We start from the raw sequence: 26,647 nt of genomic DNA, 5'->3' as shown, positions 1-26,647 counted from the left end.
GACACGCAGGAGCACAACATGACGCGACGCGGCACCACCGACGCCCCGTGGCGGATCGGCACCCGCGGCAGCGTGCTGGCACTGACCCAGGCCGGCACCGTGCGCGACGCGCTGATCGCCACTGGGCAGCACGCCGAATTGGTGATCGTGAAGACCGCGGGTGATCAGTCGTCGGACCCGGTCGAGAAGATCGGTGTCGGGGTGTTCACCGCCGCGCTGCGTGAGGAACTGGCGGCCGGGACGGTCGACATCGCGGTGCACTCCTATAAGGATCTGCCCACCGCGCCCGACCCGCGCTTCACCATCGCCGCGATCCCGCCGCGCGAGGATCCGCGTGACGTCCTGGTCGCCCGGGACGGTCTGGTGCTGGGCGAACTACCCGCCGGATCCCGGGTCGGCACCTCCGCGCCGCGGCGTGCCGCCCAGTTGCGCGCACTCGGGCTCGGTCTCGAGATCGTGCCGTTGCGCGGCAATATCGACACCAGACTTCGCAAGGTCGCCGAGGGTGAACTCGACGCCGTGGTCGTCGCGCGGGCCGGGCTGTCCCGTGTGGACCGGCTCGGTTCGGTCACCGAGGCCCTGGAGCCCGTGCAGATGTTGCCGGCACCGGCCCAGGGCGCGCTCGCGGTCGAATGCCGCAGCGAGGAAAGCGATCTCGTCAGCATCCTGTCCACCCTCGACGATCCGGGCAGTCGCGCCACGGTCGTCGCCGAACGCGCGCTGCTCGCCGAACTCGAAGCCGGTTGCACGGCGCCGGTCGGTGCGCTCGCCGAGGTCGTCGAATCGCTCGACGACGAGGGCCGCGTGGTGGAGGAACTGTCGCTGCGCGGCGGCGCGGCGGCGATCGACGGCTCGGATGTCATCCGGGCCTCGGCGGTCGGCTCGCTCGCGAACGCAGAGCAGCTGGGCCGCGATCTGGCGCGTGAGCTCCTGGAGCTGGGGGCGCGCGACCTGCTGGCCGGCGAGGTATCCGCCGGCGCGTCCGACTTCACCAATCCCAGCCCGATGGAGAACAAGCCATGAGCCGAGCCACCAAGAAGCATCCCGGTCGGATCCTGTTCGTCGGGTCGGGTCCTGGTGACCCGGCGCTGCTCACGGTCCGCGCCCGCGAGGTGCTGGGACGAGCGCGCCTGGCGTTCACCGATCCCGATGTCGACAAGGGCGTGCTGACCATGATCGGCACCGCCGTCGAGCCGGGGCCCGACGGGGAATCCGCCGTCGACGTGCGTCCCGCACTGGGCGAGCCGGCCGAGGTCGCGAAGACGCTGGTGCACGAGGCCCGCGCCGGACACGATGTGGTGCGGCTGGTCTCCGGCGATCCGATGACCACCGATTCGGTGATCTCCGAGGTCAATGCCGTGACCCGGTCGCATATGAACTTCGAGGTGCTGCCCGGGCTGCCGTCGGCGACCACGGTGCCGGCCTATGCCGGTATCGCGCTCGGCTCCTCGCACACCGAGGTCGATGTGCGTGGCGAGGTCGACTGGGCCTCCGTCGCCGCCGCCCCCGGCCCGCTGGTGCTGCACGCCACCTCCGGCCACCTGGCCGAGACCGCGAGCGCGCTGGTCGAGCACGGCCTCGCCCCGCAGACCCCGGTCGCGGTGACCGTGCGCGGCACCACCCGGCAGCAGCGCACCATCGAGGCGACGCTGGCCACCCTGAACTCCGCCGCCTCGGAGCTGGTCGGGCCGCTCGTGGTCACGGTCGGCAAGGAGGTCGAGAAGCGCTCCAAGATGTCGTGGTGGGAGTCGCGGGCGCTGTACGGCTGGACCGTGCTGGTGCCGCGCACCAAGGAGCAGGCCGGTGAGATGAGCGAGAAGCTCGTCATGCACGGCGCCATCCCGATGGAAGTTCCGACCATCGCCGTCGAGCCGCCGCGCAGCCCCGCGCAGATGGAGCGCGCGGTGAAGGGCCTGGTCGACGGTCGCTACCAGTGGGTGGTGTTCACCTCCACCAACGCCGTGCGCGCGGTGTGGGAGAAGTTCGGCGAATTCGGTTTGGACGCACGGGCTTTCTCCGGTGTGAAGATCGCCTGCGTCGGAGAGGCGACCGCGGACAAGGTGCGCTCGTTCGGCATCAATCCCGAACTGGTGCCCAGTGGTGAGCAGTCCTCGGAAGGCCTGCTGGCCGACTTCCCGCCCTACGACGATGTTTTCGACCCGGTCAACCGCGTACTGCTGCCGCGCGCCGATATCGCCACCGAAACGCTGGCGGAGGGTCTGCGCGACCGCGGCTGGGAGATCGACGATGTCACCGCGTACCGCACCGTGCGGGCCTCGCCGCCGCCGGCCGAAACGCGGGAGATGATCAAGACCGGCGGTTTCGACGCCGTGCTGTTCACCTCCTCGTCCACGGTCCGGAATCTGGTCGGTATCGCCGGAAAGCCGCACGCGCGCACCATCGTTGCCTGTATCGGCCCCAAAACCGCCGAAACGGCCATCGAATTCGGCCTGCGCGTGGATGTGCAACCCGAGATCGCTCAGGTCGGCCCGCTGGTCGACGCCCTGGCCGAACACGCCGCCCACTTGCGCGCCGAGGGCCTGCTGCCCCCGCCGCGCAAGAAGAGCCGCCGCAGCCGCTAGCGGCTCGATGGGCAGGGCCGCTAGGAGCCCCTCATACTCGGCGTACGCGCATGAGGTCGCGGACGAGGCTGCAGGTCTTGTTCGAGGGCGGGCGGATGCCGACCACCTCGGCGGTGTGCCGGATGGTCTGATTGTCGGCGAGGTTGGCGCGGTAGACGCCGGAGTCGAGCAGGGCGATGGCCAGTCGCATGGCCTTCAGCCTGCGGTTGTGCATGACGTACCAGGAGCGCGGCCGTCCGGCCGGTAGGGGCTGTTTCAGCAGCGGCGCGTAGGGATCGATGATCGTCGGTGCGGTGGGCATGAGAATCCTCCCCTCGGATGGAGATTCGCCGGGCCGTCGGTGGGCGGAATCGAAGGCGGGACGGATATGGGCAGTCCGTCCCACCGCCGATCGATCGGTCGTGCGCCGTGGGCAGTAGCGCACTACCGAGGCCGGTTCGACTGCTGACGAATCCCCTCGAACACATCTTCGATTCTACCGGAGGGCGCCGACAAAAATCGGGCCCCGCAACGGGTTTCGGCGCGCGGCCGGGTCGCCCGCGCGTCGCCCGGAATTTGCCGGCTGTGATCCGCGCCAACCGGCCGGGAGGTGCCTGGGAGCCGGGCTTGCGCGCGGCGTATCGTGCGGTTATGACCGGAATGGACCGCCCGCGGCGGTTGCGTCGTACCCCCGCGATGCGTCGCCTCGTCGCCGAAACCACCTTGGAACCAAGGCAATTGGTACTGCCCATGTTCGTCGCCGACGGACTGGCCGAACCGCGCGAGATCAGTTCGATGCCCGGCGTGTACCAGCATTCGATGGATTCGCTGCGCAAGGCCGCGGCGGAGGCGGTCGGCGCGGGCGTCGGCGGGCTCATGCTGTTCGGTGTGCCGCGTCCGGAGGACAAGGACGCGGTGGGCAGCCAGGCCAGTGCCCCGGACGGCATTCTCAACCGTGGCCTGCGCGCGCTGACCGAGGAGGTCGGCGGCGACACCGTCGTGATGGCCGATACCTGTCTGGACGAATTCACCGATCACGGGCACTGCGGGGTGCTGGCCGGCGACGGCTCCGTCGACAACGACGCGACCCTGGACCGCTACGTCGAGATGGCGCTGGCCCAGGCCGAGGCCGGCGCCGAACTGCTGGGCACCAGCGGCATGATGGACGGCCAGGTCGGCGCGATCCGCGCGGGTCTGGATGCCGCCGGCCACATCGATGCCGGAATCCTCGCCTACGCGGCCAAATACGCCTCGGCGTTCTACGGCCCCTTCCGGGAGGCCGTCGGATCGTCGCTGCAGGGCGATCGCCGCACCTATCAGCAGGATGCCGCGAATCGGCGTGAATCGCTGCGCGAACTCGAGCTGGACCTGGCCGAGGGCGCCGACATCGTGATGGTCAAACCGGCCATGTCGTACCTCGACATCCTGCGTGACGTCGCCGATCATTCGCCGGTTCCGGTCGCGGCGTATCAGATCTCCGGTGAGTACGCGATGATCACGGCCGCCGCCGAACGCGGCTGGATCGACCGCCGCGGCGCCATCCTCGAATCGCTTCTCGGCATCCGCCGGGCGGGCGCGGATATCGTGCTGACCTACTGGGCCACCGAGGCCGCGCACTGGCTGTCGTGAACCCGGCGACAATGCCGGCCGAGCCCGGCATCCGAACCAGACCCGAAGATGTGCGCACCGCCTGCCAGCTCTGGTGGGCCGTGGTCGCGCTCGGTGTGCTGCGGCTGATCCTCGGCGCGGTCGACCGTCTCGGTAATCGCCGCCAGGTAGCCCAGGACTTCTACGACCAGCTGCACGGCGAGCGACCCGACTTCAGCGTGGCGCAGATGGAGCTCGTGGTCTCGATTCTCGAGGTGCTGGTGCTCACCTACGGCCTGGCCGTCGGGATCGGCGCGGTGGCCGTGGTGCACGAGCTCGGTCGCGGGCGACTGTGGGCGCGCACGGTTGCCGATGTGGCGACCGTGGTGCTGGTGCTCGGCGCCGTCGGGTCGATGTTCGGCCTCGGCGCGGTCGCGGGCGGCCCGGCGGTGCTGATCGGGGCCGCGGCGATATTGCAGGCGGTCCTGGCCTGCGGAGCCGTATTCCTCTGCCGCAGAAAGGAATCCGAAGCTTTCTTCCGAGCGAACGGCCACTGAGACGCGAGGCCGAATTTGTCGCGTGCCGACCGGGATGTATGGTGAGGGTTGTCACAGATAGCTCGGGAACTGAAAGTCGTTGGTTGTGCGTTGTTCTTCGGATGTGGTTTTTCGGTCGGTGGTCGCATCGATCGATCACCGCGATGAGAGCGCAGCACGGATGGCTTCGGTGGATCGGAGACATCGATGCGCGTGGTGATTCAGCAGCGGCAAAGCATTCGACGCGATGTTCTGGTGATGGGACTGCTGTTGCTTCTGGCACTGCTCACCCTCGCCGGCCTGCTGCTCCCGGGGAAGGTCGGCTGACTCCGCCGCCACCCGCTAGGTCCGGCACGCGCGTCGTATTCGGAGGTCTTGCGTGAGCGACGCCCAACCCACCGCCGCGGTGCGGCCGGATTCCGTGCTGTTCAGCGAGCCCGGCGCCCGCTGGCGAACGGTCGCCTACGGTCCGCTGCTCTGCCTGCTGGTGCTGATCCTGGAACTCGCGCTGCGGCGCGGTCCGGTGCACTGGTTCGGTCTCGCCTTCTGCGCGATTCTGCTCGCCGGATTCGTGACGCTGCAGGTCGTGGCGGGAAAACGCCACGTCAGCGTCGAACTCACCGACTCGGTGCTGCGCGAGGGCACCGAAACGCTGCCGCTGGAGTCGATCGCGCGCGTCTTTCCCGAACTGGACGAGGAATCGTGGGACGACGAACCCTGGGAGGCGGCCCGCGCACTGGGCGAGCTGACCGGAGTGCCGCGCCGCCGCCGCGGCATCGGCCTGAAATTGCGCGACGGCGCCATGGTGCAGGCCTGGGCGCGCGATCATCAGCAGTTGCGCGCCGAGTTGAGCGCCGCACTCGACCGGCTCGCGCAGGAATCGGCTCCGGCGGCGAAGAAGTCCGCGGCGGCGGATTCTCCGGCGAAGGAGTCCGCCGTGCTCGCCGCGAGCGCCGATGATGCGGAGAATTCGGTGGTGGCGTTCGATGCGGACAGCGAGGGCGCCGTGGCTTCCGAGGGCAAGATCGGTTCCGAGGGTAGGGAGGATGTCGCGTGATGCGCCGACTGTGGATCCTGCTCGATCTGGTGTTGGTCGTGGCCTGTGCGGTGGCCGCCGTGCCCATCTGGCGGCACGGTGTGCACCGGACCTGGTTCGCGGCGGTGGGCGATCAGCCGGCCTTCGAATCCACTCACTACGCCGGTCCGTGGCTGGCGCTGGCCACGGTGCTGGTCGCGGCCGCCGGTCTCGCGGCCATCGATCTGGTGGTGCGGTGCGCGGTGCGCCCGCGCTGAAACGCCTGTTTCCCACAGCCGTATCCGTTTTCGCGGCGCGTCGCCCGATAGCGGATCGAGTGTTGTGGGTATTGCAGGAAAATGAGCACCATGACGCGCACCCGAGCGGTGCGGAAATCCTCGTTCACGATTCTCGCGGCCGTGGCGATCGGTATGGCCCCGGTGGCCGTGGCCGCGGCCTCGCCTGAAAGTCCGTCGGGCGCGGGAACTTCGGCGGTCACTGTGGAGCCGGCCGGCCCGCGGGTATCCGGTGCGCAGAACCGAGCCGCCGCGGCTGTCGCCGATTCGGTGGCCGCTACTGCGGTGTCGCCGCGCGCCGAGCAGGTTTCCTCACTGCTGGATCTGCTTCCCACGCCGCTGAATTGCCTGCTGTCCACCGGCTATGCCCTGCTGTGCCTGGGCGTTCCGGTGCCCTGAGCGACCTTCGGTCAGTGCCACTGCTGGAAGACGTCGAGCAGGCGCGTGCCGTGCGATCCGGGTACGTTCGCCATCACCACGACGCTGCCGTCCGGGTGGCTCGCCGCCTCCTCGATCACCTGCCGCAGTGAGGCGTGCACATTGCCGTTCTGATCGTGATAGAGCTGGGTGTCCGGCTTCAGGCCCGCACCGATCCGGCTCTCCGGAACGACCATCGTGACCAGTGCCGGAATCGGCCCGTCGCCCAGCGCGGCGGTCTCGTCGTGGGTGAGGATCACTCCGGCGCGCTGCTGATCGGGCTGGACGACGGGCGCCGCGGCGGCGGCCTGGGTCGCTGCCGCGACGGAGCCGGCGAGGGTTGTCAACAGGGCTAACCCGAATAGTGCTTTTCGCATGGACCCTCCCGGCGGTGAGCGTGATGATGGGTACGAGGTTACGCATGGGCAACCTGGGCACAACCCTTATGGCAGGAAATTTACGCCGCGTGTTGCGCTGCGGGCGCCGACGGCCGAATGTGAGGAAATTCTCGGCAAACCGCTGGTCGGGCGAGTGAGAGTACAATGCGCCGACCCGTCCTGTGGGGTGGCTCACCCCACTACACCCTGTCGTCGACCGCTCCGGCGGGGGCTGCGACACTGGTGGTCGTGAGTTCTTCTCCGCGCGCGACCCAGGTGAACGTGCCGGTCTCCGCCCGCCTCTTCGAACGCGCCGCCGCGATCATTCCCGGCGGTGTGAACTCGCCTGTGCGGGCCTTCAATTCGGTCGGCGGCACCCCGCGATTCATCGCTTCGGCGCGCGGGTACACGCTCACCGACGCCGACGGCAACGACTATGTGGACCTGGTGTGTTCCTGGGGACCGATGATCCTCGGACATGCGCATCCGGCCGTCGTGGACGCGGTGCAGCGGGCCGCCACCGGCGGGCTGTCCTTCGGCGCGCCGACCGAGGCCGAGATCGAGCTGGCCGAGGCGATCGCCGCGCGGGTCGATCCGGTGCAGCGGGTGCGGCTGGTGAACTCCGGCACCGAGGCCACCATGAGCGCGGTCCGGCTGGCGCGTGGATTCACCGGGCGCAGCAAGATCGTCAAGTTCGCGGGCTGCTATCACGGGCATGTCGACGCGCTGCTGGCCGATGCCGGCTCCGGCGTCGCCACCTTGGGCCTGCCCACCTCGCCGGGGGTGACCGGGGCGCAGGCCTCCGACACTCTCGTGCTGCCCTACAACGACCTCGAAGCCGTCGCCACGGCCTTCGCCGAATATCCGGGGCAGATCGCCGCCGTGATCACCGAGGCGGCCGCGGGCAATATGGGCGCGGTCCCGCCGCTGCCCGGTTTCAACGCCGGCCTGCGCGAGCTGACCAGCGAACACGGCGCCCTGCTGATCATGGACGAGGTGATGACCGGCTTCCGCGTGAGCGCCGCGGGCTGGTATGGCCGCGATCCGGTGGCGGGCGACCTGTACACCTTCGGCAAGGTGATGAGCGGCGGACTGCCGGCCGCGGCCTTCGGTGGTCGCGCCGAGGTCATGGATCACCTCGCGCCGATCGGGCCGGTCTATCAGGCGGGCACGCTCTCGGGTAATCCGGTGGCGGTGGCGGCCGGGCTGGCCACGCTGCGCGCCGCCGACGCGGATGTCTACGCCGCCCTCGATCGCAACGCCGAACGACTCGGATCCCTGATCACCGAGGCTCTGACCACCGCGGGGGTCCCGCACACCGTGCAATTCGCGGGCAATATGGTGAGCGTGTTCTTCGCCGAGGGTCCGGTTACCGACTACGCCACCGCCAAGGCCACCGCCACCTGGCGTTTCCCGGCCTTCTTCCACGCGCTGCTGGAACGTGGCGTCTATGCGCCGCCGAGCCCGTTCGAGGCCTGGTTCGTCTCGGCCGCCCTCGACGAGGACGCATTCGACCGTATCGCTGCCGCTCTGCCCGCCGCCGCCGCGGCAGCCGCGGCCGCCACACCCGAAGGATCCCGCGCGTGAGCGACTCAGATCAGCTCGAATCCGTCACTGCCGCAACAGAATCCCCCTCGCACGAAGAACCGGTGTCGTCCGGTGCGGCCGCGGCGAACGGGGAGACCGAATCGCCGCAGGCGCCCGTCCCCGGATCGGGAGCCGATGCCGGCAAGGTTCCCTCGCTCCCCGGTGACGTCGCCTCGGATACCGAGACGATCGTGCACGTGATGCGCCACGGCGAGGTGCACAACCCCAAGGGCATCCTCTACGGCCGCCTGCCCGGCTTCAGTCTCTCGGTGACCGGTCGTTCGCAGGCGGCGACGGTCGCTCGCACCCTCGCTGACCACGACATCGCCCTGGTCGTCGCCTCGCCGCTGCAGCGTGCCCAGGAGACCGCCGCGCCGATCGCCGGACAGCACGGGCTGATCGTGCGCACCGACGACAACCTCATCGAGGCCGGCAATACCTTCGAGGGCCTGCGGGTGTCGGTCGGCGACGGCGCGCTGCGCAAGCCGCGGCACTGGTGGAAGTTGCGCGATCCGTTCACCCCGTCGTGGGGGGAGCCGTATCTGCAGATCGCGCATCGCATGCTCGCCGCCGTGAACAAGGCGCGGGTGGAGGCGGCCGGGCACGAGGCCGTGGTGGTCTCGCATCAACTGCCGGTGTGGACGCTGCGTCGCTTCCTGGAGGGCAAGCGGCTGTGGCACGATCCGCGGCAGCGGCAGTGCTCGCTGGCTTCGCTGACTTCGCTTGTGTACCAAGGCGATACGTTGATCGACATCGTCTACTCCGAGCCTTCCGGCGGCTCGGATCCCAGGGTGACCGGGGCGTGAGCGGGGCGGTCCGGCGTCTGCTGCCGATGCTGCTGGCCTGCGTGGCGGTCGTCGCCGCGCTGGCCGGTTGTTCGTCGGGTAACGACGCGGTCGCCCAGGGCGGCACCTTCGATTTCGTCTCACCCGGTGGCAAGACCGACATCCGGTACGACCCACCGGCCGCGCGCGGCACGATCGGCCACCTCTCGGGACCGAATCTGCTGACCGGCAAGACCGTCTCGGTCGACGACTTCCCGAATCAGGTCGTCGTGCTGAACCTCTGGGGGCAGTGGTGCGGGCCGTGTCGCGCCGAAGCGCCCGCGTTGGAACAGGTCTACGAACAGTCCAAGGACAAGGGCGTCGCCTTCCTGGGGATCAATGTGCGTGATCCGCAGCAGGACAAGGCACGCGACTTCGTGACCGACAACCACGTCGGCTATCCCTCCATCTACGACCCCGAGATGCGCAGCCTGCTGGCGCTCGGCGGCAAATTCCCCACCAGCGTCATCCCCACCACGCTGGTGCTGGATCGGCAGCATCGCGTCGCCGCGGTCTTCCTGCGGTCGTTGCTGGCCGAGGATCTGTTGCCGGTGGTGAATCAGGTCGCGCAGGAGGGCCGGCAGTGAGCGCGTTGGCTTCGGTGGGCGAATCGTTCCAGCAGACCGCGGCCACCGGGCCGCTGCTGCTGGCGTTGGGCGCCTGCCTGCTCGCCGGACTGGTCTCGTTCGCCTCGCCGTGCGTGGTGCCGCTGGTGCCGGGATATCTGTCGTATCTGGCCGGGCTCGTGGGTGCCGAAGCGCCGCCGGTCACCGTCGGCGAGGCCCAGGGCAAGAACGCGGCCGTCGCGCTGCGCACCGGGCGGATGCGCGTGGCGGGTGCGGCCGGACTCTTCGTCGCGGGTTTCACCGTGGTGTTCGTGCTGGCCTCGGCCACGGTCTTCGGGGTCATCCAGACCCTGAACGTCAATCGTGAACTGCTGCAACGCATCGGCGGCGTGGTGACGATCGTGATGGGGCTGGTGTTCCTCGGCCTGGTGCCGATGTTGCAGCGCGACACCAGAATGCATCCGCGCCGGCTCACCGGAATCGTCGGCGCACCGCTGCTGGGCGCGGTGTTCGCCCTCGGCTGGACGCCGTGCCTGGGTCCGACGCTGTCCGGCGTGATGGCGGTATCCGCCGGCACCGAGGGGGCGACGGCCGCTCGCGGTGTCGCGCTGATCGTGGCGTACTGCCTCGGTCTCGGGCTGCCGTTCGTGATTCTCGCGTTCGGGTCGGCCACCGCGCTACGCGGAGTCGGCTGGCTCCGGCGCAATTCGCGCACCATCCAGATCATCGGCGGCGTACTGCTCGTCGTGGTCGGCATCGCATTGGTCACCGGGATGTGGGATCAGTTCGTCGGATGGATCCGCAACGTATTCGTCTCCCAGGTAACCCTGCCGATCTGAGCCCCATGACTGCCACGATGACGCCCCCGTCCACCGCCGCGAAACCGCCGCGCCAGTCGCTGCCGCGCCGCGCGTTCGCGCTGCTGCGCAACGCCTGGCGCGGATTGACCAGTATGCGCACCGCGCTCATGCTGCTGTTCCTGCTGGCGCTGGCGGCGATTCCGGGGGCGTTGCTGCCGCAGCGCAGTCTCAACCCGCAGAAGGTCGACAAGTACATCGCCGATCGCGGCACCCTCGGCCCGTGGATGGACCGGCTGCAGCTGTTCGACGTGTTCTCCAGCTTCTGGTTCACCGCGATCTACGCTCTGCTGTTCGTCTCGCTGGTCGGCTGCATCGTGCCGCGCGTCTTCGACCACTACAAGGCGCTGCGCACACCGCCGGTCATGGTGCCGCGCAACCTGTCCCGGCTGCCGCATCACGCCGCGACCACCACCGACGACACCCCCGCCGAGGCGATCGAGCAGGCGCGGCGCGGGCTGCGCGGCTGGCGCACGGTGGTGCGCGACGAATCCGACGTGCGCAACGGCCGTCCCGGTGAGATGACGCTGTCCGCGGAGAAGGGATATCTGCGCGAGCTCGGCAATCTGGTCTTCCACCTGGCCCTGGTCGGCCTGCTGGTCGCGATCGCGGCGGGCAAGCTGTTCGGCTACGAGGGCAACGTGATCGTCGTCGCCGACGGCGGTCCCGGGTTCTGCACCACCTCGCCGGCGGTCTTCGATTCCTTCAAGGCCGGGCGGGTCAACGACGGCACCGGACTGACCCCGGTGTGCGTGCGGGTCAAGGATTTCAAGGCCGACTACCTGCCCAACGGCCAGGCCGAGATGTTCACCGCGAATATCTCGTATCAGACCGGCGATGATCTGGCGACCGACACCTGGCGGGACACCACCATCCAGGTCAACCATCCGCTGCGCGTCGCCGGCGACCGCGTCTACCTGCAGGGACACGGGTATGCGCCGACCTTCACCGTCACCTATCCGAACGGGCAGAAGCGCACCGAGACCATCCAGTGGCGGCCCGACGACGGCGCCACCTTCCTGTCCAGCGGTGTGATGCGGTTCGACCCGCCGGGTGGCATGTACGGCAGCGAGGACGAGCGCCGCAAGAACCAGATCGCGATCGAGGGCCTGTTCGCGCCCACCGCGCTGATGCACGGCAGCCTGCTGACCTCCTCGTATCCGGGCCTGACCGATCCGGCGGTGGCGATCGACATCTATCGCGGCGAGACCGGACTCGACACCGGGCGCGCGCAGTCGCTGTTCTCGCTCGATCCGGAGATGATCAAACAGGGCCGGCTGACCAAGCAGCAGCGGGTCAATCTGCGGCCCGGTGAATCGGCGACGTTGGCCGACGGCACCAAGGTCACTTTCGACGGCGCGCAGCAGTACGCGAATCTGCAGGTGTCCCACGATCCGGCACAGAGCTGGGTCCTGGTGTGTGCGTTGACCATGATGGCCGGACTACTGGTCTCGCTGGTGGTGAAGCGGCGGCGGATCTGGTTGCGCGCCTATCCGGAAGGCCCGGACGACGATCGTTCCGGTGAACGACGTACTGTAGTAGAAATGGGTGGGCTGGCCCGCACCGACCAGGCGGGCTGGGGCGGCGAGTTCGACCGCTTGCTGACGCGGCTGCTCGGCTCCGACCGCACCGATACCGGCCGCCCCGCGGATCAGCGCCCGGTCGCCCGGACCGAGAGCACGGGAGAGTGAACATGCCGATCGACGAGACACTCGCCGGTTACAGCAATCTCGCCTTCAAGACGGCGTTCGTCGTCTACCTGCTGGTGCTGGCGATGCTGATCGTGCAGTACGCCTCGGCGAAGAAGAAGGTGACCAGCGCCCAGGAGCGTGAGCGCGAACTGGTCGGCGTCGGAGCCTCCGGTGGTGTGAGCGCGGACCGGCCGATCGGCCCCGGCAAGCTGGAGCCCGCGCCGAAGCGTTCGCTGGCGGAGCAGCTGGGCAATATGGCGTTCGCCGTCCTCTTCGTCGCGATCGGCCTGCATCTGGCCTCGATCGTGTTGCGTGGCTTCGCGACCCACCGCTTCCCGCTCGGCAACATGTACGAGTTCATCACCATGGCGACGGCGGCCGCGATGGTCACCGGCCTGGTGTTCATCCACGACCGCCGGTACCGCGCGATGTGGGTCTTCCTGCTGGTCCCGGTGCTGATCCTGATGTTCCTGGCCGGCCAGGTGCTCTACGCCGACGCCGCGCCCGTGGTTCCGGCGCTGAAGTCGTACTGGCTGCCGATCCACGTCACCATCGTCAGCATCGGCAGCGGCATCTTCATGCTCTCCGGTGTGGCGAGCCTGCTGTTCCTGCTGCGCATGAACCAGCCGGAGGGTCAGGAATCGAGCAACCCGCTCGGCGCCCTCGCTCGCCGCCTGCCCGACGCCCGCACCCTCGACCGCCTCGCCTACCGCACGACGGTCGTGGCCTTCCCGCTCTTCGGCACCGGCATCATCCTCGGCGCGATCTGGGCCGAAAGCGCGTGGGGCCGCTTCTGGGGCTGGGACCCGAAGGAAACCGTCTCCTTCATCGCCTGGGTCATCTACGCCGCCTACCTGCACGCCCGCGCGACCTCCGGCTGGCGCGAAACCAAGGCCGCCTGGATCAACGTGGCCGGATTCGTCGCGATGCTGTTCAACCTTTTCATCATCAACATCGTGGTGAGCGGGTTGCACTCGTACGCGGGACTCAACTAGTTTCAGCCAGTTCGAGGACGGCGTGGAAACCTTCGGCGAGGCAATCGGTGAAGATTTCCACGTCCGGCACGGCGGCGGTGTCGGCGTTGATGCCCACACAGCCGGTGTCGGTGTGTGAGATGAGGGTGACGTTGAACGCCGTGCCGATGGTGGGGCCGAAGGCGTACATCCGCTCGACGGCGGCGCCGGCGATGTAGATGGGTACGGGGGAGCCGGGGACGTCCGAGGCGACGAAGTCCACGTGCTCGAGCATCGCGGTGACGATGGCGACCGGCAGCCGGTTGAGGGTGGCGGCGACCGCGGCGGAATAGGGAATCGCCGGTTCGTGTCGCCAGCCGAGGACCATCGCGTCGAGTACGGGCATCAGTGCCGCCGGGTCGGTGATGCCGGCCGGTAGCGCGAATCTGACCAGGGTGATGCGGTTTCCGCCGATCGGGTCGGTGTCCTTGCGCACGCTGACCGGCATCGTGACCCGCAGCCGCTCGACCTCCGTTTCGTGCACTTCGTGATAGCGGTGCAGCCCGATGACCACCCCGGCCAGGAAGGCGTCGTTGAGGGTGCAACCGACAGTGTGGGCGGCGCGGCGCAGCGGTTCGAGCGGCACATCGACGGTCGAAAGATGGCGCGCCAGACCACGTTCCGTCATCACGGGGGAGAGGGTGCCGACCACCGGTCGCGCCAGTTTGCCGATCGAGACGGCCAGCCCCACCCCGTCGCGCACGGTACCCACCGGGTGGGTGAGGGCGTGGCGGGCCAGCGGCAGCACATGCGCGAGGCCGCCGCGCAGCAACTCCGATCCCACCGCCCAGTTCCATCCGACGATGTCGGCCAGTCCACCGCGGCTTTCCGGGGCGGGCTCGGGATCCGGCCGAGGTTCGCCGCCGGAGCGGGTGAAATCGACGATCTCGTTGGCCAATTGGATGCCGCCCAAGCCGTCGGTCAGGCAGTGGTGCACCTTGAGCACCAGCGCGCTGCCGCCGCCGGCCACATCGCCGAGCACGGTCACCTGCCACAGCGGGCGGACCGGATCGAAGGCCGTCATGGCCTCTACACGGGCGAATTCGAACACCGCCGTCCGGTCGAGCGCGGCCGGCAGTGCGACCCGGCGCATATGCCAGGACAGGTCGAAGCCGGGATCGGCCTCCCAGCGCGGCGGCGCGAGACCGGCCGGCAGGGCGACCAGCCGATCCCGGAAGCGGGGCGCCACCCGGGTGCCGCGATCGACGGCCTGCACCAGTCGTTCCCAGTCGGGCTCGGCGTCGAGCATCACGACCGAGACGATCGTCGAGCGCAGGATCGCGTCGCGCTCCATGCTCCACGAGAACAGGTCGGACTGGCTGAGGTGAGATTCGCGCGTGTCCGTCATCGGCGTGCCTTCGCTGGGGACCCGGCGCCGTGATCGCCGCGGATGCGACTCCCGGCGCCGCTCGTGTCTCGACCGTATGCACCGCACCCGTCGCGCCGGTAGGGCCGAACGTCGGTGCCGCCGTGACCAAGGACTCGTGCCGGTCCGAAAGAAAGTTTTCCTTCCATGTCGAAATCCCCGAGGGGCGCGCGAAGGACTTGTCGAGAGCCGGACCGGCCGGCTCAGCCACAGAGGGAAGAACGAGATGAACCCCGACGTCACCGCCTATATCGACGGCAAGAAAGCCTGGCAGAGCGGAATCTGCGCGAACCTGCGCCGGACCGTGCACAGCACTCTGCCGGGCGTCGCGGAGGTATTCCAGTACGGGAAGCCACATTTCACGGTCGACGGGACGAACGTCGCCGTGTTGCATGTGGCCGCGGCTAAGGTCTCGTTCATGGTTTTCGGCGCACAGGAGATCGAGCCGGTGCCGGGGGTGCTTCGGTCGCTGGGGTCCGGTGAGCGCAAGGCCGTCGACTTCCGCGAAGGCGACGCTGTCGATTCCGGATTCATCGCCGACCTGCTGCGCCGCGTCGCGGGCACCAACTGAGGAGAAGAGGTTTCGTCATGCGCGTGATGGTGATGACCAAGGGCGATGCCGCCGATGAAGGCAAGGGGCAGCCGACCCAGGAGATGTTCGAGAAGATGCGGGAGTTCAACGAGAAGCTGGTGAAGGCGGGCATCATGCTCGGCGGCGAAGGCCTCCAGCCGAGCAGCACCGGAGCGAAGGTCAGCTTCTCGACTTCCGGGACCTCGGTGGTGGACGGTCCGTTCACCGAGTCCAAGGAAGTCATTGCGGGATATTGGATTTGGGAGGTCAGCTCGCTGGCGGAGGCCGTCGAATGGGCGAAGCGCTGCCCGTTCGATCCGTCGTACGGTGATTCCCAGGTTCTGGAGATTCGCCCGCTCTTCGATATGGACGACTTCGCCGAAACCGTCGACGCCGAGACCCTGGCCCGCAGCGAGCAGCTGCAGCACCGGCCCTCGGAATGAACCCGGCGGGCCGATGGAACTGCGCGAATCGGTCGAGGCGCTGTGGCGGATCGAGGCACCTCAGCTGATCGCCACGCTCGCCCGCCGCATCGGCGACCTCGACATCGCCGAGGACCTGGTCTCCGAGGCATTCGTCGCCGCCCTGGAGCAGTGGCCCGCCGAGGGCGTTCCGGCCAGGCCCGGCGCGTGGTTGATGAGCACCGCGTGGCACAAGGCGATCGACCGTGCCCGGCGGGAGGAGACGGCGCGCAAGAAGGCGCCGCTCCTGCTCGCCGGGCGCGACGGGCAACTACCGGACGTCACCGCCGAGGCGCTCACTCCCATTCCGGACGACCTGCTGACGATGGTGTTCACCACCTGCCATCCGGTGCTCTCGCCCGAGTCGCGGGTCGCGCTGACGCTGCGGTTGTTCGGCGGCCTGACCACCGAGGAGATCGCGCGGGCGTTCCTGTGCCCTTCGGCGACCATCGGTCAGCGCATCTCGCGCGCCAAGCGCACGCTCGCGGAGGCTCGGGTCCCGGTCGAGGCGCCGTCGGCCGGAGAACTGCCCGAACGCCTGCGCGCGGTGCTCGAGGTGCTGTATCTGATCTTCAACGAGGGATATTCGGCCTCCTCCGGCGAGAACATCGTCCGCACCGACCTCGCGACCGAGGCCATGCGGATGGGACGAGTCCTGGCCGGCCTGTTGCCCACCGAGCCGGAGGTTTTCGGCCTCGCGGCGCTCATGGAACTACAGGCCTCCCGGTTCCGCACCCGCGTCGACGAGAACGGAATTCCGGTCCAACTCGAGCACCAGGACCGCCACCGCTGGGATCGCACCCTGATCGAACACGGCCTCGGCATGCTCGACCGTGCCTTCGATCTGGCGCGCCCACTCGGGCCGTATTCGCTGCAGGCGGCGATCTCCGCCTGCCATGCCCGCGCCACCACCTTCGGCGAGACCGATTGGGTCGCGATCCTCGCTCTCTACGACGCGCTCGCTCAGCTCACCGCGTCTCCCGTGGTCGAGATGAACCGCGCGGTCGCGGTGTTGCACGTCGACGGTCCGGAAGCCGCGCTGGCCGCCACCGAGCCCCTGCTCGCCGACCGGCGGATGGCCCGATACCACCTGCTCGGCGCGGTACGCGGAGATTTTCTCGCCCGGCTGGGCCGCCATCACGACGCCGCCGCCGAGCTGGAACGAGCCGCCGAACTCGCCCCCACCAGACAAGAACGGCAGTTGCTGTTGGACCGCATGGCCGCCGCACTGGCGGCCGCCGGGTAAGGCGCCGTCGCCGGGCAGTTACGAGACTTGCCGACTGGTGATGCGCAATCTTGCGATTTCGTGCTGGGGTCCGAATCGACGAGTGCTGATCCGAACAAGGCTGCGTCAACCTGCGTAGACACGGATGATGCCCGTACCTGCGGGGTTGCGGCTCGGGATCGACAGGGAGGTAACGATTCATTGCAATCGCATTAATGCGACCTAACCGGAGGCCTCATACCGGTTACGGTGGGTGCGCGGAGGTTGCCCTCCCCGGGGAGCGGATACGTCGGCCTCCGTTTGTTAGGGGATGAACCGGTGCCCCACTTCTGCGGGTCTGAGCCGCCCAGCGGGTGGGGCACTGCCTCCTCTCACGGCCTCCTCTCCCGCCGCGTCGATGGCGTGTGCCGGTGGGCGTGGGCGGCCACGGCATCGCGGAATCTTCGTGGACGGGATGGTCGCCTCGCTGTGTGGTCGGTGAGGCCCCGCGCCCTTCCGTCTCAGATCGATCAGATCGTCGAAGAGGCGGCGTACCGGCTCGCCGATGGCCGTAGTCGCGACGTTCTCCGGTGACATCTCCGGACGCATCCGCAGACCGGTGCCGAGCCGGGGCGGGGTTCATGCCGGCCTGCGGGACGCCCGATGACGTCACCGTTGATGACGATCCGGTGCCGTGGAGGTCGTCTGCCGAGTGCGGGCGTCTCCAGATCAAGGTTTCGCCCGAGCGGGTCGGCCAGCATGCGGCCCAGAGCAATACGGCTGTCGGGAGGCCTGCGGCGATCAGCAGGCCGATCACCGGACCGTTGCCGCGACGGCGCGGCCGCGCGGGCTCAGCTGCCATCGGGAGCGGTCCCGGCTGGGGACGATCAGGCCGCGCGCTTGCAGGCGGGCCAGCGCGTTGCGAATGCTTCGCGTGGTGTGCGCCGTGGCCCGTTGCAGTTGGGCGGTGGTGAGGAGACCACCCGGCGCGAGCGTACGCAGGACGGCGCGTTCGGTCGGATTCACGCCCGCGCCCCGGACGCGTTCCATCGTGCGAAAGACAGGCGGGGGCACGCGGTTTCGACATCCGCGAGGTGCATGATCAGGTCGAGAGTGCGGGCGTCGAGATGGGCGGGTGTGGGCATGACGATCGCATCTACGTCGGCAGTGCGGACCTGGTCGAGCAGCGGAATCGTCCGATGCGGCGCCGGCCGGAGCAGCGTGTAACCGAGGTGCCGGGCGAGCCGTTTCACCTGTGCCGCATCCCACTTCGGCGCAGTGCTGACCTCCGGGTCGATCCAGGCCAGCGCTGTCGGACGTGTTCTCATCCCTACCCCTCCTGTCTATGTATGTCAGATTCGGCGCAGGTAGGAGCCTCGAGGACCAGTGAAGGGACAGGGGGACAGGGCGGCGGTATCGATCTACTCTCGGAGCATGGGCGAACACGTGGGGCGGCGGATCGCATCCGAGCGCAAGATTGCCGGTCTGGGGCAGCGTCAGTTGGCGGCGCGCGCGAACTATTCGTTGTCGATGGTGAAGGCGGTCGAGCAGGGGCGAGAGGTTGCCTCACCGGGATTCATTTCGGCCGTCGCGCGGGCGTTGCACATTACGCCCGAACAGCTCACCGGGGCGCCGTACGACGACGGAAAGCCATTGTCGGACGCGGTGAACGGGCTCTCGGTATTGCTCACCGAGGGGCGATACGCGCGAGCGGCCGAACCGGGTTCGCTGGTGCAACTGGAATCGGAACTGACTGCGGCGCAACAGCTTTACCGGAGCGATCGAACGCGTCAAACGATCGAAGCACTGCCGGATCTGATCCGCCGCCTGCACGGCGCGGTGCGAGATCTGAGCGGCGATGAGCGAGCACGGGCATACACGCTGCTGACTTCGGCTTACGTCCTGGCGGAATGGTCGGTGCGCCGCACCGGGCATATGATGCTCGCCCTCCCGGCATTGGATCTGGCGGATACCTATGCTTCGCTCGCCGACGACCCGAATTACGCGGCGTTCTCGGCACTGGCTCGCGCACGGGCGCTCACGCACTACGGTGAATCGGAAGTCGCTGCGCGGCTGATCGATTCGGCGCTGGACGCGGCGGACGACTCTCATGCGGGGATGGTGCTCGCCGGTTACTCACATCTCGCCGGGGCGATCAACGAGGCGCGTTCGTTGAATTACGCACGCGCGCTGGACCATATCGGTTCGGCACGTGAGCTGGCCGGGCACACGGGCGAGACCGATCTGTACATGACGGCCTTCGGCCCGCTGAACGTGGACATACATGCTCACGCAGTGGAACTCGAAGCAGGCGACCCGAACCGGGCGGCCATCGACGGCGCGCAACTAGCCGCGCCGGCCGGAGCGCCGCCTACCCGCGTCGGCCACCACTGGCAGGACAATGCGCGCGCGTGGTTGATGTCCGGTAAGCCGGATCGAGCGCTGGCGGCGCTCAACAAGGCCCGTGCCGCCGCACCACAGCAGACGCGACTGCATCCTTCGGTTCGAGAAACCGTGTACGGCATCGCCGCGGCGCAGCGCCGTCAATCCGAGGGATTGCTGGGGTTCGCCGCGTGGATCGGCGCGGGGCTCTAGCGAAACCCTTCGCCTTCCGTGCCCCGGGGGGCGGTGGGGGGTGAACTATTCGTGCAAACCTCCGCGAAAATCGCGGAAAATTCGAAAAATCGAGGAGGTTTGCACGAATAGTTCAGTGTTCGCCCACCTCGAACGCGCATCTCGGCCTGCGGGGCGGTCGACATTCACGGCGTGGATCGGCGCGGAGCTTCGGCGGGGTCGCGTCGTCCCTGGGGCTTTTTGCCCGCTGGCTGAGTTTTCGTGCAAATTTCCGCCGGAATGGAGGAAAACTCGCGAGGCGGACGAGGTTCGCACGGTCAGTTCGGGGTTCGCACGTCTCGGGCGCGTATCCCGGCCCGAGGTGGTCGATACCTCACGGCGCGGTGACGGCCGTGGTGTCCGGGGCGAACGCCCGGGCGACGGCGAGGCTGTCCTCGTAGACGTGGTGACGGGTGATCAGGCCGTTGTCCACGGTGAGGTGAAGGGCGAAGCGGGCGCGGTAGGGGCGTCCCGTTGCGCGTGCGGTTTGGCGAATCTCGCCCAGTACCACCGCATCCGGGCCGTCGACAAGGATACGTTCGACCACCGTGCCGACCTCTTCGGGAACATGGTGTTCAGCGATTTCGCGGAAATGCGCGGCCGCGTCGGCGCGGGTGGAGCGGTGCGTGATCCACGGGGTGGCGACGCGGCCGTGCTCGTCCGCCGGCCAGTTCAGTTTCCAGTCGCTCGTCGGGGCGTACAGCGCGGCAATATTTTCCGGATCGCCGCCCGCCATGCGGGTCAGCAGATCCGCGACGACGGCGCGGGTGGCAGCGGAATCGTTCACTCTGTCGACCCTGCCCGTCTGGGAGACGCAAGTCCATTACCTCCGACGTCATGCGGATCGAACCGTGATCGACCCCGTGGAGATGGTCGCCGAGCCCGTGCAGAACTCGCCCCGGATGAACGGATTTCCGGGGCGAATTGTGCACGAAAGCCTTTCAGGACTTCTTGCTCGGGATGACGATGACCACGATGAGGGTCAGGATGCTGAAGAACAGTCCCAGTAACCCCCAGCCGAACGGGTTGCGGCCCTTGGCGGCAGCGATGGCGGCGCAGATGAACGCGGCGATGATGCTGCCGATGGCGACGAAGATTCCTTTGACGCCGCGCAGGATGAATCCGGCCGCTTCCGGATCGGTGTGGGCGGCCGCCAGCAACAAGTCCATGATCACTCCTCCTGTGCCGCGATCCCCGGACCGAATTGGATTCCGGTGTGCGGCTTCTCAGCAGTACCCGCGCTCCGAGGCCACAAACGGCGGCGCAGCCGCTCGTAATCGGCAGGCCCACAGGCCCACTGAACGCGCCGCAACAGAAGGGAATCCACCTGATGCAATCCCAACCCGAGGCCGGCGACCGGTACCCGTGTTCCCGTGCCGGGCTACCTGCGGCCGGTGACCCGCGACAGGCGACCGACGGGCGGCCGGTGATCCGCGACCGGCAACTGGCGGCCGGTGATCTGCCACCGGCGACCCGAGACCCGCACAGCACCCACCGCCACCAGCGACCCGCGCACCGACGGGACCGGCGTGAGTCCACACGCCGTCCGGGTGGTCATTCCGTCGCCGTCGCCAACACCAATTTTCCTGTGCTGGAACCCGATTCGATGCGCCGGTGGGCATCGACAACCCGGTTGAACGGCAGCGACTCGACCTGGACGCGCAGCGCTCCACGGGCGGCGGCCTCGACGGCCCGGCGCAGTGCGGCTCCCGCTTCGGCGGGGTAGGTGGCGGCGAAGGCGGCGAGGTTGAATCCGGAGACCGTTTTGTTGGTGAACCACAGCTCGTTCGCGGAAACTCCGACATCCTCGGCGCCGGAAGCGTTGCCCATCACGATCATTCGGCCCAGGGGGGCGAAGCCGGTCCAGGCCGGCGCGTCGGGCCGGGCCGCCGACCATATCGACCACGATGTCGAACTCGCCTGCGCTGGAGATGTTCTCGCGCAGGATCACCTCGTCGTAGCCGAAGGATCGGGCTACGTCGATCTTCTCGGCGCTGCCGACGGTGCCGACCACCCGGCCCGCACCGAGCAATCGTGCTGCCTGGCCGAGTTGGCTGCCGACGCCGCCGGCCGCCGCATGGACCAGCACACTCTCGCCAGGCTCGATCCGCGCCACGCGATCGAGAACGAGAAGGGCGGTGGTGCTGTTGGAAGGCAACGCCGCCGCGATATCGAGGCTCAGGTCGAGGCCGTCGAGTGGGGCGACCAAGGCGGCGGAGGTGACCACGACCTCGGCGTAACCGCCACTGTCGACGATGGTCAGCGCCGCGACCGGCTGGCCGGCCGTCAGCCCCGTCACGTCGGGTCCGACGCTACGGATCCGGCCCGAGACCTCGATACCCGGCACGAACGGCAACGGCACACCGACCACGCCCTGCCGGTACAGCACCTCGGCGAAGTTGGCTCCGGCATAGGCGACGTCGATGGAGACCTGGCCCGGGCCGGGTTCCGGGATGTCGACGGTGGCCGGCCGCAGCACCTCCGCGGGACCGAATTCGGGAATGGTGATCGCCTGCATCTGTGCATTGCTCATGAGGACGATCCTCGGCGCGCGGAAGGCGAGGAGGCAGTGTCAGCTCATCCTGGGTGTGAGACCACCAGGCTGCAACAGCCGTTCCAGGCGTTCGGCGGTGTCGGTGCCGGGGCGCGGATTGTGCAGGATCAGGTGGTGGCCGGGGTGGTCGGGCACCGGGAACAGCGTGGCGTCGAAGATCAGCAAGCCCACCTCGGGATGTTCGACGGCCTTCACCGCGACGCTGTGTTCGGCGGCGTCGTGCCGCGCCCAGAGCTCGGCGAACTCCGGGCTCACCTGCGCGAGATCGGTGGCGATGCGGTCGAATTCGGGATCGTCGGGATAACGTGCGGAGTCGGCGCGGAAGCCGGCCGCCACGCCCGGCGCGTTCTCCGCCCACTGCTGATGCAGGACGCGGTAGCGGGCATTGGTGAAGTAGGACACCAGGCAGTTGTGGTCGGTGTCGCCGTAACCGAATACGCGCCGCGCGGCGTCGTTGACGGCGGTGAAGTTCCAATGCCGGTCCCGGATGTATCCCGGGCGCGGAGCCCAAGCGTCCAGCAGGGCCTGCATCTGCGGAGACGCCGGAACCGACGGCGCCGCCTCGCGCTGCGGCGGGTTGAGGCCGGAGAGGCGATACAGATGTGCGCGCTCGGCCTCGTCGAGCAGCAGTGCGCGGGCCACCGCATCGAGCACCTCGCCCGAAACCTTGATATCGCGTCCCTGCTCGAGCCACGTGTACCAGGACACCCCGACCCCGGCCAGCACGGCGACCTCCTCGCGCCGCAATCCGGGAGTGCGGCGCCGCCCGGCCTCCGGCAGGCCCACCTCGGCGGGCGTGAGCCGTTCGCGGCGACTGCGCAGATATTCGCGCAACTCTGCCCGCCGCCGATCTCGCGCGCTCACGCCGCGCGGATCATCGCTCGCGCCAGTACTCACTCGTTCACGATAGTGAGGGGGCTGCGCTGCTGATGGCGTGAGCCCGAATCAATCGTGCAAACCGCGGCGTCTTTTGCGGTTTTTCGCACATTTTCGTGGAGGTTTGCACGGAAAGTTCAGGGTGCGCGCTCGTGCACGCGCGACCGGTGAAGGGTCCCCGCCGGCGCACGACAGCGGAACCCGGAATTGTCGGTGCCCCGTGGAAGAATCGAGTTCGTTCGGTTGGAATCGGGGGGTTGAAATGAGCGAACAACCAGGGCGTCGGCGCGAGCGATCCGGGCGTCGGCCCAAGGGGTTGGGTAAGCGGGCATGGCTCACCACACAGTTCGTGCGACGAATTCTGCGCACGCTGGCGTGGTCGAACTTCGTGCACGTCACCGTGGTGGGGCGAGAGCTGGTGCCGAAGTCGGGGCCGGTGATCGTGGCGAGCAATCACATCTCGATGCTGGACGCGGTGTTCCTGTGGGGTGCGTTGCGGCGCAGGGCAATTGCCATCGCGATGGCCGAGTTGTGGTCGTGGCCGGTGGTCGGGTGGCTGGTGCGGCGACTGGGTCATATTCCGGTGGTGCGGCGCGACAGTGTGTCCGGGCAGTCGGCGATCGCGCAGGCGGAACAGATTCTGCGGTACGGCGGGGTGCTGATCATCTATCCGGAAGGGCGGCTGGTCGCATCGGGCGACACCGAGCCGTACAAGCCGGGCGTGGCGAAATTGGCGCTGGCCACCGGAGTTCCGATCGTTCCGGTGGGCACCACGGGCACCGACCGAGTGCTGCCGATGCGTCGCAATCGAGGTGACGGCCCCGCGTTCGACCGCCGCCAGCGGGTACGAATCCAGTTCGGCACGCCCATCGACCCGGCGGAGTTCGACGATCCGGAAAAGTTACTCGATCACCTGCGCCGGCGCATCGAGGACCTGCGGGAATGAGCCCGGCGGACCGCAGGTGCCGAAGCTCCCGCGGTGTCCTCCCGTATGGTCGGAATGTGGCCATTCCGGAAGGAACCGAGCTCCGATGACCGTGGAGCGCGTGTGGTACGCCGCTTACGGATCGAACCTGTTCGAGAAGCGGTTCACCTACTACCGGGCAGGCGGCAATCCGCCGGGCACCCCGCGTCTCTACGGGGGTTTCCGCGATCCCACGCCGCCGGCGCGGAATTGTCCGCTGTCACTTCCCGGATGCGTCTATTTCGCCGGGCAGAGCCCGGTGTGGAGCGGTGGTGTGGCGTTCTATGCTCACCGGCCGCCGCCGGGCTGGCCGGTCGGCGCGGCCGCGCGGGGCTATCTGCTGACCGTCGGCCAGTTCAGCGATCTGATGGCCCAGGAGATGCACCGGCAACCGGGACACGGGCCGGTCTTCGACCCCGAGGAGGTGGTTCGCCGCGGCTCGCTCCACCTCGGCGACGGCCACTACGAAACGCTCTGGCACGTGGACGACGTCGACGGCATTCCGGTCCTGACCTTCACCGCCCCGGACAGCCCGCTGACCGTCGATCTGACCAAACCGTCCGCGCGATACCTCAGCATGCTGGCCGGCGGCCTCGGCGAATCCCACGGCTGGCCGCCTGACCGCATCCTGCACTACCTGTCCGACCTCCCGGGTGTCCGAGATTTCTGGGATCCCGAAGAACTCCGAACGGTAGTCGACGGCCGGAGCCTCACCGGCCAGAGCCCTGACCGGCCGCAACCTTCGAATGGCCCGAGCCGCTGAACAGTCGGAATCTCTGAGGTGACGGCAGCGGCCCACCGGTTCGGCCGCGCAGGGTGGTATGGCGCGGCAGTTCACTCGAGTTCGTCCACCGGGGGGATGGTTCCGGTGGTGGCGTGCAGGGCGGTGCGGGCGGCGGAGATCGTCGGGTGGGTGCGGGTGCCGGCCCGGTAGGCGATGCGGGTGCGGCGGCGGATGGGGAGCGGGGTCAATTCGACCGGGGTGGTGTCGGTTTCGGGGTGGAGGGGAATCGCGAGCTGCGGAATGAACGCGACGCCCTGTCCGGCGGCGACCAGGGCGAGCACGGTGCCGAAATCGTCGGAGCGGTGGCGGATGCGAGGAACGAAACCCACTGCCTCGCAGGCCCTTACGGTCATGGTGTGGCAGAGGGTGCCGGGTGTTCCGGAGATCCAGGCCGCCTCGCGGTAGGCGGCCAGCGGCTGGGTGGTGCGGGCGGCCAGGTACACCGGTTCCTCCAGGAACGGTTCGGTTTCCAGGCCGGCCTCCGGTTCGGCGGGCACGTAGTCGTACTCCTGGATGAGTGCGATATCCAGCGTGCCGGCGCGCAGTGCCGCGGGCACGGCCGCCGGATCCAGTTCCGTCACATGCAGTTCCAAGCGCGGATGAGCACGGCTGAGCGAGACCAGCGCATGCGGCAGTATCCGCTGCACGGCGGTGGGGAAGGCGCCGATGTGCAGGGCGCCGGTGAGTTCGGCGGTGGCCAGTTCGGCCTCCGCCTGCTCCAGGATCGCGAGGACCGCTTCCGTGTGCTCCACCAGGCGGCGCGCCGCCGCGGTGAGGGTGACGCGGCGTCCGCTGCGTTCCAGTAGCGTGACCCCTGCCTCGCGTTCCAGCGCGGTGAGCTGCTGGGATACCGCCGACGGGGTGTAGGACACGGCCTCGGCGACCGCAGCAATCGTTCGGCGATGGGCCAATTCCCGCAACAGCCGTAGGCGGCGTACATCGAGCATAAGTTCAGCTTAATCTCGACGGAAGATTTGTGAACTGGACCTGAATCAACGTCTAGACGAGGGTAGGTGGCATGACGTTCAGCGGTCTCTTCGTTCCACTCGTCACGCCGTTCACGGCGGACGGCGAGCTGGCCTGCGACGCTCTGGGCCGGCTCGCGCACGACGTCCTCGACGCGGGTGCCTCCGGCATCGTCGCCCTGGGCACCACCGGCGAGCCGGCCACCCTGACGCCGGAGGAGAAGCGCCGGGTCGTCGACATCTGCGCCCAGGTGTGCGCCGAGCGTGACGCGCCGCTGATCGTGGGCACCGGCTCCAACTCGACGGCCGACTCCGAGCACGCGCTGGCCGCGCTGGACGAGCGAGTGGCGGCGGCGCTCACGGTGGTCCCGTACTACACGAAACCCTCGCAGCGCGGCGTGGTGGAACATTTCCGGCGGCTCGCGCAGCGGAGCCCGGTGCCGCTGCTGATCTACAACGTTCCGCATCGCACGGGCCGGCCGCTCGATTCGGAAACGTTGACCGAGCTGGCCGAACTGCCGAATGTCGCGGGATTCAAACATGCCGTGGGCGTCGTGGACGAGACCACGGTCGCGTGGCTGGCGGCGGTCGGCGACCGGACGACGGTGCTGTGCGGCGACGACCTGTACGCGACGCCACTGCTGGCGATGGGCGCGCAGGGAGCCATTCTGACCTGCTCGAATGTGGCGCCCGCGGCCTATGCGGAGTTGATCGCGGCCTGGCGGGACGGACGCGTCGAGGCGGCACGGAAGATCGGCAACCGGTTGGTCGAGCTGGCCCGGGCACTGTTCGCCGAGGCCAACCCGACCGTGGTGAAAGGAGTGCTCGCCGCGCAGGGACGGATACCGAGCGCCCACGTACGCCTGCCGCTCCTGCCCGCGTGCGCCGAATCGGTGTCCGCGGCATTGGCAGCAGCAGGCCCTATCGGCTGAGCCCGCGGTCGGGCCATCACCCGAGGTGAG

30 protein-coding genes are annotated in these 26,647 nt (G+C 68.6%); 20 read left to right on the top strand and 10 right to left on the bottom strand.

The window, feature by feature from the left end; genetic code table 11:
* Positions 1–18 precede the first annotated feature (18 nt).
* Positions 19–1,023, top strand: coding sequence for a hydroxymethylbilane synthase (gene hemC, locus ON23_RS25095; RefSeq protein WP_039781255.1), 1,005 nt, complete (start codon positions 19–21; stop codon positions 1,021–1,023).
* Complete coding sequence (locus ON23_RS25090) at positions 1,020–2,582, top strand: bifunctional uroporphyrinogen-III C-methyltransferase/uroporphyrinogen-III synthase (RefSeq protein ID WP_039781185.1); 1,563 nt, start codon at positions 1,020–1,022, stop codon at positions 2,580–2,582. Before hemC ends, ON23_RS25090 begins: the two co-directional genes overlap by 4 nt.
* A gap of 31 nt (positions 2,583–2,613) precedes the next feature.
* Here ON23_RS25090 and ON23_RS25085 read toward each other — a convergent pair whose 3' ends face one another.
* On the bottom strand, positions 2,614–2,883 hold the full coding sequence (locus tag ON23_RS25085) for a hypothetical protein (protein WP_039781183.1): 270 nt from the start codon (positions 2,881–2,883) through the stop codon (positions 2,614–2,616).
* Positions 2,884–3,212: 329 nt separating this feature from the next.
* Between ON23_RS25085 and hemB the strand changes: the two genes are divergently transcribed.
* From hemB to ON23_RS25060, 5 genes are all read left to right on the top strand, one after another.
* Complete coding sequence (hemB, locus tag ON23_RS25080; protein WP_039781182.1) at positions 3,213–4,190, top strand: porphobilinogen synthase; 978 nt, start codon at positions 3,213–3,215, stop codon at positions 4,188–4,190.
* On the top strand, positions 4,187–4,705 hold the full coding sequence (locus ON23_RS25075; RefSeq protein ID WP_143860066.1) for a hypothetical protein: 519 nt from the start codon (positions 4,187–4,189) through the stop codon (positions 4,703–4,705). The genes hemB and ON23_RS25075 overlap by 4 nt, the downstream gene beginning before the upstream one ends.
* A gap of 358 nt (positions 4,706–5,063) precedes the next feature.
* On the top strand, positions 5,064–5,741 hold the full coding sequence (mce1N, locus tag ON23_RS25070; protein WP_063821327.1) for a transport-regulating membrane protein Mce1N: 678 nt from the start codon (positions 5,064–5,066) through the stop codon (positions 5,739–5,741).
* Entirely contained in the window at positions 5,738–5,977 is a 240-nt protein-coding gene (locus tag ON23_RS25065) for a hypothetical protein (protein WP_143860068.1), read from the top strand. The genes mce1N and ON23_RS25065 overlap by 4 nt, the downstream gene beginning before the upstream one ends.
* Positions 5,978–6,067: 90 nt before the next feature.
* The gene (locus ON23_RS25060; protein ID WP_143860070.1) at positions 6,068–6,394 is read left to right on the top strand and encodes a hypothetical protein; all 327 of its coding nucleotides are present in this window, start codon (positions 6,068–6,070) and stop codon (positions 6,392–6,394) included.
* 11 nt (positions 6,395–6,405) lie between these two features.
* Here ON23_RS25060 and ON23_RS25055 read toward each other — a convergent pair whose 3' ends face one another.
* Complete coding sequence (locus ON23_RS25055) at positions 6,406–6,759, bottom strand: hypothetical protein (RefSeq protein WP_223273548.1); 354 nt, start codon at positions 6,757–6,759, stop codon at positions 6,406–6,408.
* Positions 6,760–7,038: 279 nt separating this feature from the next.
* On the opposite strand from ON23_RS25055, the gene hemL reads away from it, so the two are divergent.
* The 6 genes from hemL (at position 7,039) to ccsB (ending at position 13,309) form a co-directional block, all read left to right on the top strand.
* Positions 7,039–8,376 carry a glutamate-1-semialdehyde 2,1-aminomutase gene (gene hemL / locus ON23_RS25050; protein ID WP_039781253.1) on the top strand — a complete coding sequence of 446 codons (1,338 nt, stop codon included), beginning with the start codon at positions 7,039–7,041 and terminating at the stop codon, positions 8,374–8,376.
* 200 nt (positions 8,377–8,576) lie between these two features.
* Positions 8,577–9,182, top strand: coding sequence for a histidine phosphatase family protein (locus ON23_RS25045; protein ID WP_051025203.1), 606 nt, complete (start codon positions 8,577–8,579; stop codon positions 9,180–9,182).
* A 26-nt stretch (positions 9,183–9,208) separates the two neighbouring features.
* Positions 9,209–9,787, top strand: a complete 579-nt coding sequence (locus ON23_RS25040) for a TlpA disulfide reductase family protein (RefSeq protein WP_039781250.1) — start codon at positions 9,209–9,211, stop codon at positions 9,785–9,787.
* A complete protein-coding gene (locus ON23_RS25035) occupies positions 9,784–10,605 on the top strand; it encodes a cytochrome c biogenesis CcdA family protein (RefSeq protein ID WP_039781178.1) in 822 nt (273 codons plus the stop codon). Before ON23_RS25040 ends, ON23_RS25035 begins: the two co-directional genes overlap by 4 nt.
* Positions 10,606–10,610: 5 nt before the next feature.
* Positions 10,611–12,314 (top strand): cytochrome c biogenesis protein ResB, encoded by a 1,704-nt coding sequence (gene resB, locus ON23_RS25030; RefSeq protein ID WP_039781177.1) that lies wholly within the window; start codon positions 10,611–10,613, stop codon positions 12,312–12,314.
* Positions 12,315–12,316: 2 nt separating this feature from the next.
* Positions 12,317–13,309, top strand: coding sequence for a c-type cytochrome biogenesis protein CcsB (gene ccsB, locus ON23_RS25025; protein ID WP_039781176.1), 993 nt, complete (start codon positions 12,317–12,319; stop codon positions 13,307–13,309).
* Here the strand turns inward: ccsB and ON23_RS25020 are convergent.
* Positions 13,302–14,675 carry a wax ester/triacylglycerol synthase domain-containing protein gene (locus ON23_RS25020; RefSeq protein WP_039781175.1) on the bottom strand — a complete coding sequence of 458 codons (1,374 nt, stop codon included), beginning with the start codon at positions 14,673–14,675 and terminating at the stop codon, positions 13,302–13,304. The two genes, ccsB and ON23_RS25020, sit on opposite strands and share 8 nt — an antisense overlap.
* 244 nt (positions 14,676–14,919) lie before the next feature.
* Between ON23_RS25020 and ON23_RS25015 the strand changes: the two genes are divergently transcribed.
* From ON23_RS25015 to ON23_RS25005, 3 genes are read left to right on the top strand one after another with little or no spacing between them, the layout of a single operon-like run.
* A complete protein-coding gene (locus ON23_RS25015; protein ID WP_039781173.1) occupies positions 14,920–15,264 on the top strand; it encodes a DUF1801 domain-containing protein in 345 nt (114 codons plus the stop codon).
* Between the two features lie 17 nt (positions 15,265–15,281).
* Complete coding sequence (locus tag ON23_RS25010) at positions 15,282–15,707, top strand: YciI family protein (RefSeq protein ID WP_039781171.1); 426 nt, start codon at positions 15,282–15,284, stop codon at positions 15,705–15,707.
* 13 nt (positions 15,708–15,720) lie between these two features.
* Positions 15,721–16,971: an RNA polymerase sigma factor gene (locus ON23_RS25005; protein WP_039781170.1), complete on the top strand. Its 1,251-nt coding sequence runs from the start codon at positions 15,721–15,723 to the stop codon at positions 16,969–16,971.
* A gap of 771 nt (positions 16,972–17,742) precedes the next feature.
* Here the strand turns inward: ON23_RS25005 and ON23_RS25000 are convergent.
* The gene (locus ON23_RS25000) at positions 17,743–17,955 is read right to left on the bottom strand and encodes a MarR family transcriptional regulator (RefSeq protein ID WP_157170288.1); all 213 of its coding nucleotides are present in this window, start codon (positions 17,953–17,955) and stop codon (positions 17,743–17,745) included.
* Complete coding sequence (locus tag ON23_RS24995) at positions 17,952–18,257, bottom strand: hypothetical protein (RefSeq protein WP_039781166.1); 306 nt, start codon at positions 18,255–18,257, stop codon at positions 17,952–17,954. Before ON23_RS24995 ends, ON23_RS25000 begins: the two co-directional genes overlap by 4 nt.
* A gap of 106 nt (positions 18,258–18,363) precedes the next feature.
* Between ON23_RS24995 and ON23_RS24990 the strand changes: the two genes are divergently transcribed.
* The gene (locus tag ON23_RS24990) at positions 18,364–19,524 is read left to right on the top strand and encodes a helix-turn-helix domain-containing protein (protein WP_039781165.1); all 1,161 of its coding nucleotides are present in this window, start codon (positions 18,364–18,366) and stop codon (positions 19,522–19,524) included.
* 352 nt (positions 19,525–19,876) lie between these two features.
* Here the strand turns inward: ON23_RS24990 and ON23_RS24985 are convergent, their stop codons facing one another.
* The 4 genes from ON23_RS24985 to ON23_RS24970 form a co-directional block, all read right to left on the bottom strand.
* Entirely contained in the window at positions 19,877–20,329 is a 453-nt protein-coding gene (locus ON23_RS24985) for a nuclear transport factor 2 family protein (protein WP_039781163.1), read from the bottom strand.
* Positions 20,330–20,483: 154 nt separating this feature from the next.
* On the bottom strand, positions 20,484–20,711 hold the full coding sequence (locus ON23_RS24980) for a deoxyribodipyrimidine photolyase (protein WP_210743864.1): 228 nt from the start codon (positions 20,709–20,711) through the stop codon (positions 20,484–20,486).
* A 212-nt stretch (positions 20,712–20,923) separates the two neighbouring features.
* The gene (locus ON23_RS39965; protein WP_210743863.1) at positions 20,924–22,075 is read right to left on the bottom strand and encodes a quinone oxidoreductase family protein; all 1,152 of its coding nucleotides are present in this window, start codon (positions 22,073–22,075) and stop codon (positions 20,924–20,926) included.
* Between the two features lie 39 nt (positions 22,076–22,114).
* Positions 22,115–22,993, bottom strand: coding sequence for a helix-turn-helix transcriptional regulator (locus ON23_RS24970; RefSeq protein ID WP_223273549.1), 879 nt, complete (start codon positions 22,991–22,993; stop codon positions 22,115–22,117).
* A 241-nt stretch (positions 22,994–23,234) separates the two neighbouring features.
* Between ON23_RS24970 and ON23_RS24965 the strand changes: the two genes are divergently transcribed.
* Entirely contained in the window at positions 23,235–23,918 is a 684-nt protein-coding gene (locus ON23_RS24965) for a lysophospholipid acyltransferase family protein (RefSeq protein WP_051043284.1), read from the top strand.
* 85 nt (positions 23,919–24,003) lie between these two features.
* Positions 24,004–24,699 carry a hypothetical protein gene (locus ON23_RS24960; RefSeq protein ID WP_051043282.1) on the top strand — a complete coding sequence of 232 codons (696 nt, stop codon included), beginning with the start codon at positions 24,004–24,006 and terminating at the stop codon, positions 24,697–24,699.
* A gap of 71 nt (positions 24,700–24,770) precedes the next feature.
* On the opposite strand, the gene ON23_RS24955 is transcribed toward ON23_RS24960, so the two are convergent.
* Positions 24,771–25,667 (bottom strand): LysR family transcriptional regulator, encoded by an 897-nt coding sequence (locus ON23_RS24955; protein ID WP_039781160.1) that lies wholly within the window; start codon positions 25,665–25,667, stop codon positions 24,771–24,773.
* A gap of 71 nt (positions 25,668–25,738) precedes the next feature.
* On the opposite strand from ON23_RS24955, the gene dapA reads away from it, so the two are divergent.
* Complete coding sequence (dapA, locus tag ON23_RS24950; protein WP_039781159.1) at positions 25,739–26,617, top strand: 4-hydroxy-tetrahydrodipicolinate synthase; 879 nt, start codon at positions 25,739–25,741, stop codon at positions 26,615–26,617.
* Positions 26,618–26,647 lie beyond the last annotated feature (30 nt).

The organism is Nocardia cerradoensis NBRC 101014, from assembly GCF_000308535.1.
Classification (GTDB): Bacteria; Actinomycetota; Actinomycetes; order Mycobacteriales; family Mycobacteriaceae; genus Nocardia; species Nocardia cerradoensis.
This window is presented reverse-complemented; position numbering and strand designations above follow the sequence as displayed.

What these genes read in the sequence shown, in the direction of transcription:
- hemC (WP_039781255.1), top strand. Translation starts at nt 19, where the DNA reads ATGACGCGACGCGGCACCACCGACGCCCCGTGGCGGATCGGCACCCGC.
- ON23_RS25010 (WP_039781171.1), top strand. Translation starts at nt 15,282, where the DNA reads ATGCGCGTGATGGTGATGACCAAGGGCGATGCCGCCGATGAAGGCAAG.
- hemB (WP_039781182.1), top strand. Translation starts at nt 3,213, where the DNA reads ATGACCGGAATGGACCGCCCGCGGCGGTTGCGTCGTACCCCCGCGATG.
- ON23_RS24980 (WP_210743864.1), bottom strand. Translation starts at nt 20,711, where the DNA reads ATGGACTTGTTGCTGGCGGCCGCCCACACCGATCCGGAAGCGGCCGGA.
- ON23_RS25040 (WP_039781250.1), top strand. Translation starts at nt 9,209, where the DNA reads ATGCTGCTGGCCTGCGTGGCGGTCGTCGCCGCGCTGGCCGGTTGTTCG.
- ON23_RS24960 (WP_051043282.1), top strand. Translation starts at nt 24,004, where the DNA reads ATGACCGTGGAGCGCGTGTGGTACGCCGCTTACGGATCGAACCTGTTC.
- ON23_RS25090 (WP_039781185.1), top strand. Translation starts at nt 1,020, where the DNA reads ATGAGCCGAGCCACCAAGAAGCATCCCGGTCGGATCCTGTTCGTCGGG.
- ON23_RS25060 (WP_143860070.1), top strand. Translation starts at nt 6,068, where the DNA reads ATGACGCGCACCCGAGCGGTGCGGAAATCCTCGTTCACGATTCTCGCG.
- ON23_RS24955 (WP_039781160.1), bottom strand. Translation starts at nt 25,667, where the DNA reads ATGCTCGATGTACGCCGCCTACGGCTGTTGCGGGAATTGGCCCATCGC.
- resB (WP_039781177.1), top strand. Translation starts at nt 10,611, where the DNA reads ATGACTGCCACGATGACGCCCCCGTCCACCGCCGCGAAACCGCCGCGC.
- ON23_RS25015 (WP_039781173.1), top strand. Translation starts at nt 14,920, where the DNA reads ATGAACCCCGACGTCACCGCCTATATCGACGGCAAGAAAGCCTGGCAG.
- ON23_RS25045 (WP_051025203.1), top strand. Translation starts at nt 8,577, where the DNA reads ATGCGCCACGGCGAGGTGCACAACCCCAAGGGCATCCTCTACGGCCGC.
- dapA (WP_039781159.1), top strand. Translation starts at nt 25,739, where the DNA reads ATGACGTTCAGCGGTCTCTTCGTTCCACTCGTCACGCCGTTCACGGCG.
- ON23_RS39965 (WP_210743863.1), bottom strand. Translation starts at nt 22,075, where the DNA reads ATGAGCAATGCACAGATGCAGGCGATCACCATTCCCGAATTCGGTCCC.
- ON23_RS25085 (WP_039781183.1), bottom strand. Translation starts at nt 2,883, where the DNA reads ATGCCCACCGCACCGACGATCATCGATCCCTACGCGCCGCTGCTGAAA.
- ccsB (WP_039781176.1), top strand. Translation starts at nt 12,317, where the DNA reads ATGCCGATCGACGAGACACTCGCCGGTTACAGCAATCTCGCCTTCAAG.
- ON23_RS25020 (WP_039781175.1), bottom strand. Translation starts at nt 14,675, where the DNA reads ATGACGGACACGCGCGAATCTCACCTCAGCCAGTCCGACCTGTTCTCG.
- ON23_RS24995 (WP_039781166.1), bottom strand. Translation starts at nt 18,257, where the DNA reads ATGAGAACACGTCCGACAGCGCTGGCCTGGATCGACCCGGAGGTCAGC.
- ON23_RS24990 (WP_039781165.1), top strand. Translation starts at nt 18,364, where the DNA reads ATGGGCGAACACGTGGGGCGGCGGATCGCATCCGAGCGCAAGATTGCC.
- ON23_RS24965 (WP_051043284.1), top strand. Translation starts at nt 23,235, where the DNA reads ATGAGCGAACAACCAGGGCGTCGGCGCGAGCGATCCGGGCGTCGGCCC.
- ON23_RS25005 (WP_039781170.1), top strand. Translation starts at nt 15,721, where the DNA reads ATGGAACTGCGCGAATCGGTCGAGGCGCTGTGGCGGATCGAGGCACCT.